Annotated in this window: 13 protein-coding genes and 1 tRNA gene; 6 read left to right on the top strand and 8 right to left on the bottom strand. The window is 66.9% G+C overall.

Translation table 11 applies throughout. The annotated features are described in order from the left end of the window. Window positions 1-4 precede the first annotated feature (4 nt). The 4 genes from QFZ60_RS06810 to QFZ60_RS06825 form a co-directional block, all read right to left on the bottom strand. Window positions 5-988 (bottom strand): beta-ketoacyl-ACP synthase III, encoded by a 984-nt coding sequence (locus tag QFZ60_RS06810; protein WP_142116926.1) that lies wholly within the window; start codon window positions 986-988, stop codon window positions 5-7. A 30-nt stretch (window positions 989-1,018) separates the two neighbouring features. After that, complete coding sequence (hrpA, locus tag QFZ60_RS06815) at window positions 1,019-4,984, bottom strand: ATP-dependent RNA helicase HrpA (RefSeq protein WP_307089231.1); 3,966 nt, start codon at window positions 4,982-4,984, stop codon at window positions 1,019-1,021. A 66-nt stretch (window positions 4,985-5,050) separates the two neighbouring features. Further along, entirely contained in the window at window positions 5,051-5,389 is a 339-nt protein-coding gene (locus QFZ60_RS06820) for a protealysin inhibitor emfourin (protein ID WP_307089233.1), read from the bottom strand. A 59-nt stretch (window positions 5,390-5,448) separates the two neighbouring features. Continuing rightward, complete coding sequence (locus QFZ60_RS06825) at window positions 5,449-6,501, bottom strand: M4 family metallopeptidase (protein WP_307089235.1); 1,053 nt, start codon at window positions 6,499-6,501, stop codon at window positions 5,449-5,451. Between the two features lie 125 nt (window positions 6,502-6,626). On the opposite strand from QFZ60_RS06825, the gene QFZ60_RS06830 reads away from it, so the two are divergent. Beyond that, window positions 6,627-7,577: a cation diffusion facilitator family transporter gene (locus tag QFZ60_RS06830; protein WP_307089237.1), complete on the top strand. Its 951-nt coding sequence runs from the start codon at window positions 6,627-6,629 to the stop codon at window positions 7,575-7,577. An 83-nt stretch (window positions 7,578-7,660) separates the two neighbouring features. On the opposite strand, the gene QFZ60_RS06835 is transcribed toward QFZ60_RS06830, so the two are convergent. The 4 genes from QFZ60_RS06835 to QFZ60_RS06850 all read right to left on the bottom strand — a co-directional run bounded on the left by QFZ60_RS06835 (window position 7,661) and on the right by QFZ60_RS06850 (window position 10,791). Beyond that, a tRNA-Arg gene (locus tag QFZ60_RS06835) sits at window positions 7,661-7,733 on the bottom strand. Between the two features lie 110 nt (window positions 7,734-7,843). Beyond that, window positions 7,844-9,427, bottom strand: a complete 1,584-nt coding sequence (locus tag QFZ60_RS06840; protein ID WP_307089239.1) for a ferredoxin--NADP reductase — start codon at window positions 9,425-9,427, stop codon at window positions 7,844-7,846. Further along, the gene (locus tag QFZ60_RS06845) at window positions 9,424-10,296 is read right to left on the bottom strand and encodes an FAD:protein FMN transferase (RefSeq protein WP_307089241.1); all 873 of its coding nucleotides are present in this window, start codon (window positions 10,294-10,296) and stop codon (window positions 9,424-9,426) included. Before QFZ60_RS06845 ends, QFZ60_RS06840 begins: the two co-directional genes overlap by 4 nt. Window positions 10,297-10,299: 3 nt before the next feature. After that, window positions 10,300-10,791, bottom strand: coding sequence for a hypothetical protein (locus QFZ60_RS06850; RefSeq protein ID WP_307089243.1), 492 nt, complete (start codon window positions 10,789-10,791; stop codon window positions 10,300-10,302). Between the two features lie 165 nt (window positions 10,792-10,956). Here QFZ60_RS06850 and argS point away from each other — a divergent pair, with 165 nt between their 5' ends. From argS to thrB, 5 genes are read left to right on the top strand one after another with little or no spacing between them, the layout of a single operon-like run. Then, window positions 10,957-12,606, top strand: a complete 1,650-nt coding sequence (gene argS / locus QFZ60_RS06855) for an arginine--tRNA ligase (RefSeq protein ID WP_307089245.1) — start codon at window positions 10,957-10,959, stop codon at window positions 12,604-12,606. 5 nt (window positions 12,607-12,611) lie between these two features. Beyond that, window positions 12,612-14,084 carry a diaminopimelate decarboxylase gene (gene lysA / locus QFZ60_RS06860; RefSeq protein WP_307089248.1) on the top strand — a complete coding sequence of 491 codons (1,473 nt, stop codon included), beginning with the start codon at window positions 12,612-12,614 and terminating at the stop codon, window positions 14,082-14,084. Further along, complete coding sequence (locus tag QFZ60_RS06865) at window positions 14,085-15,401, top strand: homoserine dehydrogenase (protein ID WP_307089251.1); 1,317 nt, start codon at window positions 14,085-14,087, stop codon at window positions 15,399-15,401. After that, on the top strand, window positions 15,402-16,508 hold the full coding sequence (gene thrC, locus QFZ60_RS06870; RefSeq protein WP_307089252.1) for a threonine synthase: 1,107 nt from the start codon (window positions 15,402-15,404) through the stop codon (window positions 16,506-16,508). Between the two features lie 2 nt (window positions 16,509-16,510). Then, entirely contained in the window at window positions 16,511-17,485 is a 975-nt protein-coding gene (gene thrB / locus QFZ60_RS06875; RefSeq protein ID WP_307089254.1) for a homoserine kinase, read from the top strand. Window positions 17,486-17,593 lie beyond the last annotated feature (108 nt).

Consider the following 17,593-nt stretch of genomic DNA (forward strand, 5'->3'; position numbering starts at 1 on the left):
GACATCAGTCCCGGCGTGGGGTCATCGCCACCATGCCGGCGTAGGTAAAGCCGCCGCCGAAGCCGAAAAGCAGTGCGGGGACATCCGCCGGGATCCGCCCGGAGTGCCACCATTTGCTCAGTCCGAGCGGCACGCTGGCGGCGGAGGTGTTCCCCGACTCGGTGACATCGGTGATGACGATCCGGTCCGAGAGTCCCAATGCCTCCGCGAGGGGTTCGATGATGCGGAGGTTGGCCTGGTGGGCGGCCAGCACCTGGATGTCGTCCAAGGTCAGTCCGGCCTTCGCCACCGTTTCGCGGGCACGTTCCGGCGCCTTGGTCAGGGCCCAGCGCAATACCTCGCGCCCGTTCTGCGAAAACCTTCCCGAGGGTGGAGAGATCCGGACAGCGTCGGCCATGCCGCCCTCCGAACCCCACACCACCGGGCCGATCCGGGGCGCCTCCGAAGGGCGTACGACGGCGGCGCCGGCGCCGTCGGCGGTGAGCACGGCGGTTGCGCGGTCCGTCCAGTCGGTCACCGCCGAAAGGGTTTCGGCGCCGACCACGATCGCGTGGGAGGCACTTCCGCTGCGGATGGCCTGGTCGGCCACGCCAAGGGCGTACTCAAAACCCGAACAGGCCGTGTTGACGTCCATGATTCCCGGGCCGCGGCCGTCCCGTCCCAGCCCCAGCGCGTCCGCCACCCGGCCTGCGGTGTTGGGGGAGCGTTCGGCGGCCGTGGTGGTGGCCACCACCACGAGGTCGATGTCCCCGGGCGCGACGCCCGAATCGGCCAGGGCCATCCGGGCCGCGGGAATGGCCAGGTCCACCACGGTTTCACCCTCGCCGGCGATGCGCCGTGTGACGATGCCGGTGCGCTGGCGGATCCATTCGTCGCTCGTCTCCATCATGCCTTCGAGCTCATGGTTGTCCATGATGCGCGAGGGCTGGGCGTGGCCGAGGCCGGCAATCTCGGTCCCTGCCGGGCCCTGGGCAAGCGTGAGCTTCATTGGATTCCTCTCATTGGTGGCCGGCCGCCACTAGGCGGGGGCCAGTGCTTTGTTGAGCACGGCGCGGATCCGCTTCTCGGATACCGAATAGGCCGTGCCGAGCTCGACGGCGAACAGGCTCACCCTGAGCTCCTCGATCATCCAGCGCACCTGGGTTAACTCACGTCCCGCACGGCGTCCGGGCAGGAGTGCCGAGGCGGCATGGTCGTAATCGTCCTCAAGCCGCTGGACCACAGCCATGTTGAGGGCGTCGCGCTGGACGTTGCCGGGCAGGCGTTCCAGCCGTTTCTCGATGGCCGCCAGGTACCTGGGCAGCTGGCTGAGCTGTGCGTAGCCCGTGCGTGCCACAAACCCCGGATACACCAGTTGCTCCAGCTGGCTCTTGATGTCGTTCAGGGCGCTGATCAGGGCCAGGCTGGTAGTGCCCTTGAGCTGCTTTTCAATCCGGCGGGTGCTGGCCAGGATGCGCTCCACGACGGCGGTGACCGTGAAGACGGTGTCGATCAGTTCGGCGCGCACCACCTCATAGAGCTGGTCAAAGGCCTTCCGGTCCCACGGAAGGTCGGCGGGCGTGAGCTTGTCGATGGCCGCCAGCGCGCAGTCGGCAATGAGGGCGGACACCGAGCCGTGCGGGTTCTGGCTGAACGTCAGCTTTTCGGTGTTGCTCAGGTGCTCCAGGACATAGCGGTCCGGCGCCGGAACCCGCAGGGCCAGCAGGCGGATCACACCGCCGCGCATCGCGTCGAGCTGTTCCTCCTGGGTCTGGAAGACCCGCAGCGACACTGACGCGCCCTTGTCCACCAGCGCGGGGTAGCCGGTAACAGTGTGGCCTTTGACCATGCTGCTCACCTGGCGCTCGATGGTGCCGAAGGTCCATTCCTTCAGGCCCTCCTGCTCCACGAACCCGGCCCCGGCCGAGGCCCCCGGCACCCCGGCCGCCTGCTGCCGTACGGGTGCGCCGGCGTCGGGCGCCTTGCCGTTCCCGCGCTGCCCCTTGCCACCGCCGCCGGGCGCAGCGGAGGCCGGGGTGGCACCGAGCGATTCGGCAATGGCACGCCGGGTGGCGGGAGCCAGCCGCTCCTGGAGTTCGGCCAGGTCCTTTCCCTCCCCGAGGACCTTGCCCTTGCTGTCCACCACCTTGAAACTCACGCGCAGGTGGGCAGGCACGGCATCCCAGTTCCAGGAACCCGGCGGGATGATGGCACCGCGGATCCGCCGCAGCGCGAGCTCCAGCGACGGCTCCAGCTCATCCCTGGCCGGATCGAAGTCCGCCTCAAGCAAGGCCACCGCCTGCCGGGCAACGTCGGGGGCAGGAACGAAATTCTTCCGGACCTGCTTGGGGAGCGACTTGATCAGCGCGGTCACCAGCTCCACGCGCTGGCCCGGGATCAGCCAGCGGAACGGGGCGTCATCCAGCTGGTTGAGGAACAGGACCGGAACTTCCGCCGTGACGCCGTCGGACGGATCGGGCGGCGAGCCCGGGGCCACGGGGTGGAACTCGTACGTCAGCGGAAGCTCGAAGCCCTTGTGCAGCCAGGTCTTGGGGTACGCCGCTTCATCCAGGTCGTCGGCGTCGTCGCTGAGCAGCAGCGACTTGTCGTAGTCCAGGAGGTCGGGGTTCTCCCGGCGGGCATCCTTCCACCATTTGTCGAAGTGCCGTTCGGACACCACGTCGGGGCCGATCCTGGCGTCGTAGAACTCGAACAGCGTCTCGTCGTCCACCAGCAGGTCGCGGCGGCGCATCCGTGCCTCGAGTTCCTCCACTTCGTGCAGCAGCGCCCGGTTGCGGTGGAAGAACTTGTGGTGGGTCTTCCAGTCGCCCTCCACCAGTGCGTGGCGGATGAACAGTTCCCGGGCCACCACCGGGTCCACCCTGCCGTAGTTGATCCGCCGCTGGGCGATGATGGGAACGCCGTAGAGGGTGACCTTTTCGTAGGCCATCACGGCGCCCTGCCGGGTGGACCAGTGCGGTTCACTGTAGCTGCGCTTCACCAGGTCCGGCGCCACCTGCTCGGCCCACAGGGGATCGAATTTCGCAGCCACCCTCGCCCACAGCCGGCTGGTTTCCACCAGCTCCGCTGCCATGACGAACGTGGGGGACTTCTTGAACAAGGCGGAGCCCGGGAAGATCGCGAACCGGCTGCCGCGGGCACCGGCATATTCGCGCTTGCGCTCGTCCAGGATCCCGATGTGGCTCAGCAGCCCGGAAAGCAGGCTGATGTGGACCCCGTCATGGTTGCCCACGGGATCGGCCAGGCGCTTGTTGTCCAGGGAGATCCCCAGGGGCCGGGCGAGCTGGCGCAACTGGGCGAAGAGGTCCTGCCATTCCCGCACCCGCAGGTAGTTGATGAATTCGGCGCGGCACAACCGGCGGAAGGCCGACGACGACAGCTCCTGCTGCTTCTCCTGCAGATAGTTCCAGAGGTTGAGGTAGCCGGTGAAGTCCGAGTTCTCGTCCCGGAAGCGGTTGTGCTTTTCCGCGGCCAGCTGCTGCTTGTCCGTGGGCCGTTCACGCGGGTCCTGGATGGTCAGGGCGGCGGCCAGGACCATGACTTCGCGGACGCAGCCCCGTTTCCCAGCCTCCACGATCATCCGGCCCAGCCGGGGATCGACAGGCAGCTGGGCGAGTTTTTGTCCGACGGCGGTGAGGCCACCGCCTGTCTCGGGCCTGCCGCCCTTTCCCTGGGGGCGTGGGGGAGCCAGGGCGCCGAGCTCGCGAAGGAGGGTGACGCCGTCGTTGATCGCCCGGGTTTCCGGCGGCTCGACGAAGGGGAACTCCTCAACGTCCTTGGGGCCTTTCGCCACGCCCATTGCGGTCATCTGGAGGATGACGGCAGCGAGGTTGGTGCGCAGGATTTCCGGATCCGTGAACCGGGGCCGGGATTCGAAGTCCTCTTCGGAGTAAAGGCGGATGGCGATGCCGTCAGACACGCGGCCGCAGCGGCCGGAACGCTGGTTGGCCGATGCCTGCGAGACGCGTTCGATGGGCAGGCGCTGGACCTTGGTGCGGTGTGAGTACCGGGAAATGCGGGCCGTGCCGGTGTCGATGACGTACTTGATGCCGGGGACCGTCAGCGACGTTTCCGCCACGTTGGTGGCCAGCACGATCCGGCGCTTGCCGCCCGGGTGGAACACTTTGTGCTGCTCCTGCAGGCTCAGGCGGGCGAACAGGGGGAGGATCTCGGTGTTGGCCAGCCTGCGGTTGGACTGGATACGGGCCTGCAGTGCGTCTGCGGCGTCGCGGATTTCGCGCTCGCCGGAGAAGAAGACCAGGATGTCGCCGGGCGCCTCTGCTGCAAGTTCGTCCACGGCATCGCAGACGGCATCCAGGGGGTCGCGGTCCTCCTCGAGTTCATCATCCGAGGCCTCGTCGTCATCCGCCTTCGGCTGGGACAGGGGCCGGTAGCGGATTTCCACGGGATAGGTCCGCCCCGACACCTCGACAATGGGGGCTGGGTCCTCGGGGGTGCCGAAGTGGTTGGCAAACCGTTCGGGATCGATGGTGGCCGAGGTGATGATGACTTTCAGGTCCGGCCGCTGCGGCAGGATCCGTTTCAGGTAGCCCAGGATGAAGTCGATGTTGAGGCTTCGCTCGTGTGCCTCGTCAATGATGATGGTGTTGTACTTGCGCAGCAGCCTGTCCCGCTGGATCTCGGCGAGCAGGATGCCGTCGGTCATCAGCTTGACCTTCGTTGCCTTGCTGACCTCGCCCGTGAAACGGACCTGGAAGCCCACCTCCTGGCCGATGTCCACGCCCAGTTCTTCCGCAATGCGCTCGGCCACGGTCCGTGCTGCCAGCCGCCGGGGCTGGGTATGCCCGATCAGGCCCTTCTCGCCCAGGCCAAGTTCCAGGCACATCTTGGGGATCTGGGTGGTCTTTCCGGAGCCGGTCTCGCCGGCGATGATGGTCACCTGGTTGGCGGCGATCGCGGCCATCAGGTCCTCGCGGCGCTCGGAAACAGGCAGCTCGGCGGGATAGGAGATATGAAAAGTCATGGCTGCAGACAGTCTACTGCCGGACGGAAACAGCCATTCATTCGACTCCCTGCTGCGGCCGGGCCTTCAGGCCGGACCGCCTCCACCAGCCCCGGGCCGGGCCCCGCCAGCAGATTCTTCTGCGGCCGCCCGTGCGGTATCAACCAGGACGCGCCAGGGGCCGGTGAGGGCCTGTTCCGGCAGGGCGGCCCGGCGCTGCCCTGCCGAGATGGAGTAGATGAAGCGGTCCGGCTGCGGCGCCTCGAAAGCCGCAGCGGCTGCCCGCGGCGTGCTGGGAACGGCGTCCCAGGGGCAGGCCTCGACAAGGGGCTGCCACTGGCTGAGGTCGCTGTCTGACTGGGCATCGACGGTCCACACCCGCTTCACAGCAGCCAACCCGCCGCTCCGCTCCACCTTGATCTTCATGGCCTGGCCCCTGGGCTTCCCTCTGGCCCGGCGGCCTGTTACCCGGCAGCCGGTGGTGGTTAAACCTTGACCCTTACAGTTTCCCACGCACCCCGTACGGCGTCATGCTCTTTGGAGTCCGAACCAAAAAGGTCCGTGGCGGCACGTACCGTGGCGCGGGCAAAGACGGTAAACGTTGCGGCCGGCGGCAACGATCCATTGGTAAGGGTCTCGTACCAGATGCGGCCCGGTGCCTCCCAGGCATGGCCGCCCAGGGCATCCGCAACCAGGTAGAACGCGCGGTTGGGGATGCCGGAGTTGATGTGCACGCCGCCATTGTCAGCGCTGGTCCGGACGTAGGAGTCCATGGAATCGGGCTGCGGGTCCTTGCCCAGCACGTCGTCGTCGTATGCCGTTCCGGGGGCTTTCATGGATCGAAGCGCCAGCCCCTGGACGTTGGGCGTAAAGAGGCCTTCCCCGATCAGCCAGCTGGCCTGGGCCGCGGTCTGCTTCCGGACGTATTGCTCAACGAGCGCGCCGAAGACATCCGACATCGATTCATTCAGGGCACCCGCCTGGTTCCGGTAAACAAGTCCGGCCGAGTATTGGGTAACGCCGTGCGCCAGTTCGTGGCCGATGACGCTGATGGACTTGGTGAACCGTTCAAAGACGTCACCGTCGCCATCACCAAACACCATTTGGGTGCCGTTCCAGAAAGCGTTGTCGTACAGATTTCCGAAGTGCACCGTGGCATCAAGCTTCAGCCCGCGTCCGTCAACCGAATCCCGTCCGAACGCCTCGGCATACAGCCGGTGCGTGTGTCCCAGCCCGTCGTAGGCCTCATCGGTGGCGGCATCGCCGGTTGCACGTCCGCCTTCTTTTCGGACCAGCCTGCCCGGCAGGGTCTCTTCACCGCCGGCATCGTAGATGGTGCGGTTTACCGGGCCCGGCGTGGCCTGCCTCAGGCTGGGCGGGAGGACCGGGACAGCCTGTGCGCGTGCAGCCTGGAATGATTCGACGTGGCCCAGGGCCTTCCGGGCGGCGCTTGCGGCCGAAGAATATCCCGGCGCGTCCTGCTGGGCCAGCCGGCGCAACAGGTAAGGCGGAACGATGGAACAGAACTGAACGTGCATGGCGTACTCCCTCAGCTAGGTGGTTTCAGCTTAAGAGGAGCCACCGACAATCAACGGCAGGCCGCGGCCGCAGATTGGGCAGCCTTCCGGGTACTGCAGCAGGCGCAGGTGGGTACGGTAAGCGCATGGCTGAAACCGAAAAGGGATCCACGTCCAGCTCCACCCTGCTGACGGTCATCATCGCCTTCGTGGCCAATACGCTCGTGGCGGCGGCAAAGTCGGTGGCCGCTGTCCTGACGGGCTCGGCCTCGATGGCTGCGGAGGCCGCCCACTCCTGGGCAGATACGGGAAACCAGGTGTTCCTGTTCTTCGCCGAGCGCCGTTCTGCCCGGCCCAGGGACAAGAGCCATCCCATGGGCTACGGCCGGGAAGCCTATGTGTGGTCCATGTTCGCTGCATTCGGCCTCTTTACCGCCGGCGCCGTGGTGTCCATCATGCACGGCATCCAGCAGATCATCGAGCCGGAGCCGGCCGCCGATTTCGTTGTGGCCTACGTGGTCCTGGCCGTGGCTTTCGTCTTCGAGGGAATCTCCTTCATCCAGGCATTCCGGCAGACCAGGAAGGCGGCCCATGAGCTGGACCGGCACACCCTGGAGCAGGTACTCATCAGTTCCGACCCCACCCTGCGCGCCGTCTTCGCCGAGGACGCCGCCGCGCTGATCGGCCTCGTTGTGGCATTCGTGGGCGTGTTCCTGCACCAGGTCACGGGATCGCCGCTGCCGGATGCGATCGGTTCGATCGCCGTGGGCGTACTGCTGGCCGTCGTCGCCGTCGTCCTGATCGACCGGAACAGGCGCTTCCTGGTGGGCCAGGGCGTCACCCCTGACATCGAACGGTCCATGGCCCGCCGGGTGCTGGAGCACCCGGACATCGCCCGGCTCACCTACCTGCACCTGGAATTCGTGGGTCCCCGCAAGCTGTATCTCGTCGCGGCCGTGGACCTGCAGGGGGACCATCCCGAACACGAAGCCGCCGTAACCCTCCGCCGGATCGAGCGTGAGCTGGAAGACCACGAAACGGTCGAGGAAGCCGTGCTGACCCTGGCCACGCTTGATGAGGCCGCCCTGAAGTTTTGACCCTGCGGCACGCTCGGTGGGAGCGGGCAAGGCATGGAACGAAAGAACCCCCGCCGCTTCAGTGAAGCGGCGGGGGTTTTCTGTGCCCTCGGTAGGATTCGAACCTACGGCCTTCTGCTCCGGAGGCAGACGCTCTATCCCCTGAGCTACGAGGGCAATCCGGACTTCCTGCCGTTCCCGGCGGGACGTCCTAGAGCTTAGCAGGAAGGTGGCCCGCAAGGGAAAACCGACAGCGGGAGCGGGAAGGAGCAGGCAAGGAAGCGGCCTCAGTAGCCGGAGAAAGAGTCTGTCCGGACCCGGCGGGCACCGGCGCTCCTGGCCGCGCGGCGCAGCGATGCAACGCTTGCCGGGGACCCCGAGACATAGACCTCGCGGGCGGCGATGTCCGGCACGAGTGCCGCAAGGGTTTCGCCGTCCAGCCGGTCCCCGGGGAGCCGGTCCCCGGGGAGCCGGTCCCCGGGACCGGAGCGTCCGGCAGCGGAGGCCAGTCCGGGCGGCGGCTGCGAACCGTCCGCCGTCCGCACCAGCACCCGGATGCCGGAATCCCGGAGTTCTTCCGCATAGGCCACTTCGTCAGCACTTCTGGCCAGCAGCAGGAGTACTGCGTCCCGCTCCCGCAGGCCCCCGGAGGACAGATGCGAAACAAAGGGTGTGATCCCGATGCCCGCTGCGATGAGCAGCACCTGGCGGTGCGGATCCCGCGGCAGCACAAAGTCGCCACCCACTGCCGTGGCTGCCACTTCGTCGCCCGGCCGCAGCGCCAGGAGCGCCTCCTTCGCCGCGGACAAGGGGCCGGCCGTCCGCACGGCGAACTTCACCAGGCGCCCGCCGGGGGAACCGGTCAAACTGAACACCCGTCGTCGGCCCTTGCCATCCGGCCTGGCCTGCGGCAGGTCCACTTCCATGTACTGGCCAGGAAGGAAGCGCACCGGCCGGGCAGGTTCGAAGGAGAACTCGGTGGTAGCCGGCGTCAGCTGCCGCGTGCCGGCGAGCCGGAGCTTCACGGCCCCCCGCTGGCCTGCCAGGAAGGCCAGCAGGTTGCCGGCCAGCAGGGCGGCCTCGGGTGAGTTGGCGAAGATGCCAAGGTTCCAGGGGACTGCAAAGAGCACCGCCACCACGGCAGCCAGCGCCAGCTGTTGCCGGCGGCGGGGTGGCAAGGTCAGGGGCTCGGTCAGCATGAATCCGACGAAGAACAGGACCGGCCGCTGTGCCAGGGCCTGGTAGATGCCCATGCCCGCCGTCATGCCCGAGCGAAGCAGTTCCAGCGTGATGACGGCAGTGGCCACCAGCGTGAACACGGACGCCATCAGCACTTTGCGGGTCCGGTACAGGACCAGCAGCACGCCCGGTACCAGCAGCCACAGCATGGCAGGAGTGGCCGCCCACCACGTAGCAATGTTCAGCCCGGTGAGTCCGGTGGCAAAGGCGCCGGCGGCAGCGGGATTGAAGATGTGCCGGCCACGCCACGCCAGTGCGTATTTCGAGGCCGACGCCAGGACACAGGCCAATGCCACCCCGGCCAGGTCCAGTGGCTGCAGGGACGGCCAGAACAGGAAGTAGAGCAGCAGCCCCGTGATGAGGGACGACTCGGTGTGGGGGTTCACCCTGAAAAGCGACGCCAGTGCCCGGTTGGAGGCGTAGGTCAAGCCCAGGCACAGTGCCAGGTGGGCCAGCATTTCCGGGATGCCGAACGTCAGCCAGCCCAGGAGGTTGAGCAGGAGGCTGTAGGCGGCCAGCACCGCCAGGACCACCAGGGTAATCCGGTACATGGTGAACCTGCCCACGGCAGTCCCCATCCGGCCGGCCAGGGACACGGGCGGGCGGGCGTGCGGCGTTTCCACGGGGTTCATGAGAACAGTGTCCCTTCGAATTCGGCGGAATAGGCGGCGCTGCCATCGGAAAAGACGGTCAGCCACGAAAAATCAAAGGTTTCCTGGAGCATGGCGCCGGGAACAAAGAACAGGGCCGTCGCCAGGGCATCGGCCAGCATGGCCGTCCCGGCCAGTGTCCAGGTGGCGACGGCGGTCCGCACCGGCTCCCCGGTGGTTCCGTCCAGGACGTGGTGCAGGCCGTCGCCCCATACCCGGCGGTTGGCGGCGGAAGCACACAGGGCGCGGCCGTCCAGGTCGATCTTCCCGATGGCCTGGGCCGGGTTGTAGGGGTGTTCAAGCGCCACGCTGACAGGTCCTGCCGCGCGGGCCAGCAGGTCGCCGCTGGCATCGATGATGAATTCGCCAATCCCCGCGTCCTCCAGTTCCGCGGCCAGCAGGTCCACCAACAGGCCCTTGCCGGCGGCGCCGATGTCCAGCAGCACGGGAGCACTCGCGGTCAGGACTGTCCCGGACCAGGTGAGCACCGATTCCCAGGGCGGTGCAGGCAGCGGCGGACCGGCGGGCCGCAGCGAATACGCTGCGCCATACCCCAGACGCTCCAGGCTGCCGCCAATCAGCGGGGTCATGGCGCCGCCGGTGGCCTGGTACAGCAGGCGGTACAGCTCGCCCAGCGGAGCGGCCTCATCCGGAAAGGCATAACGTCCCGGCGTCCGTGCCAGGTCCGCTACCCGTGAGTCGGCACGGAAACGCGACCAGTCGGCGTCGAACTTTTCAACCCGGTCCAGGAGGCGTGCGCGAAGGGACGGGGGCAATGGCCGCGCAGTGGTGATGTCCCACGCGGTTCCAATCCCCTGGAACGAAAAGTCCTCCCAGTCCGCGACGGGCACCGCCTACTGTGCCTCCGCCTTGATCCTGTCGACGGCCTGGTTGAAGCCTCCGCTGGTCAGCGAGGACCCCGCAACCTTGGAGACGTTCAGCTCGTCGATGCTCCGGCCCACCACCTGCGCAGCGATGCCGCCGGCGAACTGGCCCTGGAACTTCCGGGTGTTTGGATTGGACGGGTGCTGGGTGATCTGCACGTCTGTGACTCTTCCCGCCGCCAGCGTCAGCTGCACGCCCACTGTTTCCGTGCCGTTCGGGGACACATAGTTCCCGTCGGCGCTGTAGGTGCCGTCCTTGTAACTGCCGCCGCTGCCGGCAAGGGCGGAAGGCCCCGAAGCAGGAGTTGCCGGGGTTCCCGCGGTGCCGGGGGTGCTGTCCGCCGCGGACGGTGCACAGCCCGCCACCGTTCCCGCGAGGGACAGGCCTGCGAGACCGGCGAAAAGAGTTTTGCGGAACGCAGTGCCGGAGGCGGCGTGGCTTTGGGGACTGGAGGGTCTCATGAAGGCTCTCGTTTCACTTTTTGGGGCTGTACCGTTCACTTTCGCTACGGTTTAGTCAACGCCGGATCCACGCGAATGGTTCACCGCACTCTTCCGGTACGGCCGGAACGGCCGGCGATGTGCGCCAAATTCTTTGCTGTCACTGGCCCCCGGTAGTCTAGAGGGGTGACTCCCGAAGAACTTTCCCTCGCCATATCCGCCTGCCTCAAGGACGCCGTCGCCGCCGGCGAGATCGCCCTCGCGGCATCAGCAGTTCCCGAGGACGTGCGCGTGGAGCGGCCCAAGAACCGGGACCACGGCGACTGGGCCACCAACATCGCCCTGCAGCTGGCCAAGCAGGCGGGCACCAACCCGCGCGAGTTCGCCAGCGTGCTCAGCGCCCGCCTCAAGTCAATCAACGGTGTCTCCGCAGTGGACATCGCAGGCCCGGGCTTCCTGAACATCACCGTGGACGCCGCAGCCGCCGGTGCACTGGCAAAGGTTATCGTCGAGGCCGGCAAGGGCTACGGGACCAACACGGCGCTCGCCGGGCACACGGTCAACATGGAATTCGTGTCCGCAAACCCCACCGGGCCGCTGCACATCGGCCACACCCGCTGGGCTGCCCTGGGGGATGCGATTGCCCGCGTGCTGCGCGCCTCCGGTGCCGACGTCACGGCCGAGTACTACATCAACGACGCCGGCTCGCAGATGAACACCTTCGCGCACTCCGTCTATAACCGGCTGCACGGCCTTCCCGTGCCCGACGGCGGCTACCCGGGCCAGTACATCGCAGACCTTGGCCACGAAGTGCTCACCGCGCACCCGGACATCCGCGAACTTACCGAGGTTGCTGCGCTGCCGGTCATCCGTGCCGCCGCCTACGAAGCGCAGATGAAGGACATTAAGGCCACCCTGGCGGACTTCGGCGTCGAGTTCGACGTCTTCTTCTCCGAGCAGGAACTGCACGACGCCGGCGCCATCGAAAGTGCCGTGGCGCGCCTTCGCGAACAGGGCCACGTGTTCGACGACGGCGGTGCGGTCTGGCTGCGGACCACGGACTTTGGCGATGACAAGGACCGCGTGATGATCCGTGCGAACGGTGAGCCCACGTACTTCGCCGCGGATGCCGCCTACTACCTGTCCAAGAAGGACCGCGGCTTCACTGAGAAGATCTACCTCCTGGGCGCTGACCACCACGGCTACATCAACCGGCTGAAGGCCATCGCTGCCGCTGCGGGCGATGACCCCGAAATGAACATCGAGGTCCTGATCGGCCAGCTGGTGTCCGTTAACGGAGCCAAGCTGTCCAAGCGTGCCGGCAACATCATCGAGCTCAAGGACCTGATCGACTGGCTGGGCAAGGACGCCGTCCGCTACTCCCTGGCCCGGTTCCCGGCCGACTCGCCGCTGACCCTTGATCCGGAGCTGTTGAAGAAGCACAGCAACGAGAACCCTGTCTTCTACGTGCAGTACGCCCATGCCCGTTCGCGCGGCGCCGCACGCAATGCGGTGGATGCAGGCGTGGACCGCTCCGCATTCGAGGCCTCGCTGCTGGACCACGCCACCGAAAACGAGCTGTTGTCCTACCTGGGCAGCTACCCGTCCATCGTGGCCAAGGCGGCAGAGCTGCGCGAACCGCACCGCGTGGCCCGCCACCTGGAAGCCATCGCGGGGGCCTACCACCGCTGGTACGACGCCTGCCGCATTGCCCCCATGGGTGACGAAGCGGTGACCGACCTCAACCGCACCCGGCTGTGGCTCAACGACGCCACCAGCCAGGTGCTGGCCAACGGACTTGACCTGCTGGGCGTTTCAGCCCCGGAACGGATGTAGGACTGATGACGCACACAGCAGCACAGGGTTCTCCGCTTGCCCCGGAATGGCTCGCCGTTCCGGCGGACCTCAATGCCCTCCACCAGCCCATGTGGGCCCGTGACGTGGCGCGCAACGAAGATGGCGAAATCAGTATTGACGGTGTCCCCGTCAGCGAGCTGCAGCGGCAGTACGGCACGCCGCTTTTCGTGATGAGCGAGAACGACTTCCGTGCCCGGGCCAGGGCCTTCAGCGACGCGTTCAATGACGCGTTCGCGGACATCTGCGGGGGAGTGGACGTCTACTACGCCGGAAAGTCGTTCCTGTGCACCTCGGTTGTCCGGTGGGTGGAGGAGGAAGGGCTGCGCCTGGACACGGCATCGGGCGGGGAACTCGCCGTGGCCTACCGTGCCGGGATTCCGGGGGCGGACGTCGCCCTGCACGGCAACAACAAGTCCGACGGCGAGATCCACCGGGCCCTCGACATGGGCCTGGGCCGGATCGTGGTGGACAGCCTGGCCGAACTGAAGCGCGTGGGCAGCATTGCCCATGCCCGCGGTGAACAGGCGAAGGTCATGCTTCGGCTCACCCCCGGGGTCCACGCCCACACGCACGAATTCATCGCCACCGCCCACGAGGACCAGAAGTTTGGCCTCTCCATGGCGGCTGACACCACCGATGAGGCCGGCATCTCCGCCGCCGAGGAAGCAGTGGCGGCGGCAGCAGCACACCCCGGCATCGAGCTGCTGGGCCTGCACTGCCACATCGGCTCGCAGATCTTCGAACCTGACGGTTTTGCCCTGGCCGCCCAGAAGCTCCTGCGCTTCCTGGCCGCCATGCAGGACAAGTACTCCATCACCATGCCCGAACTGGACCTCGGCGGCGGGTACGGGATCGCCTACACCCCGGTGGACACCCCCCGCCCCGCGGCAGAAATCGCGACGGCGATGGCCGCCGTCGTCCGTTCAACCTGCGCCGAGCTGGGCATTGACGCGCCCCGCATCTCCATTGAGCCCGGCCGCGCCATCGTGGGCAGCACCACCTTCACCCTCTACGAGGTGGGCACGTTGAAGACCGTGCGCGTGGATGCCCCTGCTGCTTCCGCCGACGGTGACGCGGGCAACAACGTTACGTATCCGCGCCGGTATGTTTCGGTTGACGGCGGCATGAGCGATAACGCCCGGCCGGTGCTGTACGACGCGGATTATTCGGCCGTTCTGGCCTCGCGCACGTCCGGCGCGGCTCCGCAACTGTCCCGCGTGGTGGGCAAACATTGCGAGAGCGGCGACATAGTTGTTAGAGATGTATATCTGCCCGAGGACGTGGCAGCCGGTGATCTGCTTGCTGTACCGGGAACCGGCGCCTACTGCTGGGCCCTCTCGAGCAACTACAACTATCTGGCCCGGCCGGGCGTTGTCGCGGTGCGCGACGGATCTGCCCGGCTGATTGTCCGCGGGGAAACCGAAGAAGACCTGCTGAACCGCGACATGGGAGCCTGAATGACGGAAATGCGAACGCTGAAAGTGGCCCTGCTGGGCTGTGGCAACGTTGGGGCCCAGGTTGCGCGGATCCTCATTGAGGACGCCGATGCCCTCGCTGCCCGCACCGGTGCCCGCCTGCAGCTCAGCGGCATTGCCGTGCGCAACGTCAACGCCCCACGCGACGTGGACCTGCCGCAGGAGCTCTTCACCACCGACGCCGACACCCTGGTCAAGGACGCCGACCTGGTGATCGAACTGATGGGCGGCATTGAACCGGCCCGCACACTGATCCTCTCCGCGCTGCGGAACGCCGCCTGCGTGGTCACGGGCAACAAGGCGCTCCTGGCCCAGGATGGACCCACCCTCTACGAGGAGGCGGACAAGGCGGGCGTCCAGCTGTCCTACGAAGCCGCCGTGGCCGGAGCCATCCCCATCCTCCGCCCCATCCGCGACAGCCTCTCGGGCGACCGGATCACCCGGGTGCTGGGCATCGTCAACGGCACCACCAACTTCATCCTTGACCAGATGGACACCACCGGCGCCCAGTTCTCCGACGCCCTCGCCGAGGCCCAGCGCCTTGGCTATGCCGAAGCGGACCCCACCGCCGACGTCGAAGGCCATGACGCCGCAGCCAAGGCCGCGATCCTGGCCTCGCTGTCCTTCCACACGCGCTTCGCCCTGGACGACGTCCACTGTGAAGGCATCACGTCCGTCACCGCCGCGGACATCGCCGCTGCCAAGGATGCCGGGTTCGTCATCAAGCTGCTGGCCATCGCGGAAAAACTGACCGACGCCGAGGGCAACGAAGGCGTGTCCGTGCGCGTCCACCCCACCCTCCTGCCGCGCGAGCACCCGCTTGCCGCCGTGCACGGGGCATTCAACGCCGTGTTCATCGAGGCCGAAAACGCCGGTGAGCTGATGTTCTACGGCCAGGGCGCCGGCGGCACCCCCACGGCATCCGCCGTGCTGGGCGACCTCGTCTCGGCAGCCCGCCGCCTGGTCCTGGGCGGCCCTGGACGCACCGAAACCACCACCGGCCATGTTCCGGCGCTTCCCATTGACGCCGCCACCACCAGCTATTACATCGGCCTGGACGTCGCAGACCAGCCGGGCGTACTGGCGAGGATCGCCCAGCTCTTTGCCGGGCACGGTGTGTCCATCGAAATCATGCGGCAGACCATCCACCGCGACGCCGAATCCAACGTGGAGTCGGCGGAGCTGCGGATTGTCACCCACCGCGCATCAGAGGCTGCCCTTGCAGCCACCGTCGAGGCCGTGAAGGGCCTGGACGTCATCAATTCAGTTACATCCGTTTTGCGGGTAGAAGGAGTCTAAGTGGCTCACCAATGGCGCGGTGTCATCCGCGAATACGCTGACCGTCTGCCCGTGACGGAGTCCACCAGGGTCATCACCCTGGGCGAGGGCGGTACCCCCCTGGTACACGCGCAGAAGCTCTCCGAACTCACCGGTTCCGAGGTCTACCTGAAGGTCGAAGGGATGAACCCAACCGGGTCCTTCAAGGACCGCGGCATGACCATGGCCATGACCGCAGCGGTGGCCTCGGGTGCCAAAGCCGTTGTATGCGCTTCCACCGGCAACACCTCCGCGTCCGCAGCTGCCTACGCAACAGCGGCCGGCCTGAAGTGCGCCGTCCTGGTGCCTGAAGGCAAGATCTCGATGGGCAAGCTCAGCCAGGCCATCGCCCACGGCGCCACCCTCCTGCAGGTGGACGGCAACTTCGACAACTGCCTGGACATCGCCCGCAAGCTGGGGGAGTCCTACCCCGTCTTCCTGGTCAACTCCGTCAATCCTGCCCGCATCCAGGGCCAGAAAACCGGCGCCTTCGAAGTGGTGGACGCCCTGGGTGACGCACCGGACATTCACGTCCTGCCCGTGGGCAATGCGGGCAACATCACCGCGTACTGGAAGGGCTACAAGGAGTACTCGGCTCCGTTCGAGTCCGAAACAGCCGGCACCCTGCCCGCCGTCTCCACCAGGACGCCCGCCATGTGGGGCTTCCAGGCGGCCGGGGCAGCACCGTTCGTAGCCGGCCACCCCATCACGGAGCCGGACACCATCGCCACGGCCATCCGCATCGGAAACCCCGCGTCCTGGGACGGGGCCGTGGGTGCGCGTGACGAATCCGGCGGACTCATCGAAGCGGTCACCGATGAGGAAATCCTGAACGCCCACCGCTGGCTGTCATCCCGTGAAGGCGTGTTCGTGGAGCCCGGCTCCGCCGCCGGGGTGGCCGGCCTGCTCAAGAAGCACGCCGCCGGTGAAGTGCCCTCCGGCAAGACCATCGTCATCACCGTCACCGGCCACGGCCTGAAGGATCCCCAGTGGGCCCTGCGCACGGAGGTCGGCAGCGACGTCCAGCCCGTGAAGGTTCCGAACGATGTGGTCACCGTTGCCGCTGAGCTGGGACTGGAAGAAAAATAGCCTTGGACACCACCTCGCAGGCCGCGGTCGGACTGCACCTGATTGAGCCGGGGCAGCGCGTCACCGTCCGGGTCCCCGCCACGAGCGCGAACCTGGGCCCCGGCTATGACAGCCTTGGGCTCGCACTGGCCCTGCACGACACCCTCACCGTGGAAAGCCTCGACACGGAGGGCCTCGTGTTCGAGCTCCGCGGCGAGGGCGCTGACACGCTGCCGCGCGATGCGAGCCACCTGGTGGTACGCGCCATGGACGCGGCTTTTGAGCGGCTGGGTTACCGGCACGGCGGACTGAAGGTTGTTGCCGACAACGTCAACCCGCACGGCCGTGGACTGGGCTCGTCCGCATCTGCCGTGGTGGCCGCAGTCTCGGCTGCCAACGCCATGGTGCCGGCCGAAGACCAGCGCGGAAAGGACTGGATCCTCCAGCTCACCAGTGAACTGGAGGGCCATCCGGACAACGTGGCACCGGCCCTTTTCGGCGGACTGGCGCTGTCATGGCAGGACAGTGAGCAGTACAGCAGCACCCGTGCCACCGTGGCCGGGTCCGTGATCCCCATCGTGGCGGTACCCAACTTTGAACTGTCCACTGAAGCGGCCCGCGCCCTGCTGCCGGCATCCGTGGGACACCATGCGGCCGCCATGAACTCCGGCCGCGCCGCCCTGCTGATCCACGCACTGACGCAGCAGCCCGAATTCCTGTTGCCGGGCACGGAGGATTACCTGCACCAGAGCTACCGAGCCGACGCCATGCGGCCCAGCGCCGCTTTGATCGGCGCACTCCGCAAAGCGGGCTATGCCGCAGTGGTTTCCGGGGCCGGGCCCACCGTCCTGGTACTGGCAAACGGTGAGGAGCAGGCAGGCAACGCCCTCGCCTTCATAGAGGCCTATACGGCGGAGAACACGCCGGACATCGGCTGGCGCCTGCTGAAGCTGGCAGTGGACGTTGAAGGTGCTAAGGTTGAACTGCACCGGCGGTAATTCCGCCTATCTGATCTGCTCCTGCATTCAGTTGCTATTTGATCTACCACTGTGAATGTATTCCGGTGCCGCCTGCTTGGTCTGTCGCAGGAATCTGCAGCATCCAAC

Source organism: Arthrobacter sp. B2I5 (assembly GCF_030816735.1).
In the GTDB taxonomy this organism is placed as follows: Bacteria; Actinomycetota; Actinomycetes; order Actinomycetales; family Micrococcaceae; genus Arthrobacter.

Bases quoted from the DNA above. Each gene is read 5' to 3' on its own strand.
- QFZ60_RS06810 (WP_142116926.1), bottom strand. From the start codon at position 988: ATGAAGCTCACGCTTGCCCAGGGCCCGGCAGGGACCGAGATTGCCGGC.
- hrpA (WP_307089231.1), bottom strand. From the start codon at position 4,984: ATGACTTTTCATATCTCCTATCCCGCCGAGCTGCCTGTTTCCGAGCGC.
- QFZ60_RS06820 (WP_307089233.1), bottom strand. From the start codon at position 5,389: ATGAAGATCAAGGTGGAGCGGAGCGGCGGGTTGGCTGCTGTGAAGCGG.
- QFZ60_RS06825 (WP_307089235.1), bottom strand. From the start codon at position 6,501: ATGCACGTTCAGTTCTGTTCCATCGTTCCGCCTTACCTGTTGCGCCGG.
- QFZ60_RS06830 (WP_307089237.1), top strand. From the start codon at position 6,627: ATGGCTGAAACCGAAAAGGGATCCACGTCCAGCTCCACCCTGCTGACG.
- QFZ60_RS06840 (WP_307089239.1), bottom strand. From the start codon at position 9,427: ATGAACCCCGTGGAAACGCCGCACGCCCGCCCGCCCGTGTCCCTGGCC.
- QFZ60_RS06850 (WP_307089243.1), bottom strand. From the start codon at position 10,791: ATGAGACCCTCCAGTCCCCAAAGCCACGCCGCCTCCGGCACTGCGTTC.
- lysA (WP_307089248.1), top strand. From the start codon at position 12,612: ATGACGCACACAGCAGCACAGGGTTCTCCGCTTGCCCCGGAATGGCTC.
- QFZ60_RS06865 (WP_307089251.1), top strand. From the start codon at position 14,085: ATGACGGAAATGCGAACGCTGAAAGTGGCCCTGCTGGGCTGTGGCAAC.